The organism is Mesorhizobium sp. Arg314 (assembly GCF_053714275.1).
Genome location: NZ_JBSKBP010000324.1, coordinates 1 through 293 on the forward strand (window position 1 = coordinate 1; position 293 = coordinate 293).

1 protein-coding gene is annotated in these 293 nt (G+C 67.9%); it reads left to right on the forward strand.

Annotated elements, in window-relative coordinates; genetic code table 11:
- Positions 1 to 293: FAD-binding protein (locus tag ACWGS9_RS36170; RefSeq protein WP_454509545.1), on the forward strand; the 293-nt coding region annotated here is incomplete at both ends.

Genomic DNA, 293 nt, shown 5'->3' on the forward strand with positions numbered 1-293 from the left:
AGCACGGCCACCGCTTCCTTGCCGACACGCCCGGCGCCGAACTCGCATCGCGCGATGTGGTGGCGCGGGCGATCTCCGATCAGCTCGCCGCCGGGCATCGTGTCTTTCTCGATGCCCGGCAATCACTCGGCCCGAAATTCGCAAAGCGCTTCCCAGCGATCGATGCGACTTGCAAGCAGGCCGGCATCGATCCAGCCGTGAAGCCGATCCCGGTGCGTCCGGCGGCCCACTATCACATGGGCGGTGTGGCCGTGGATGCTGAGGGGCGCAGTTCCGTCTCGGGCCTGTGGGCC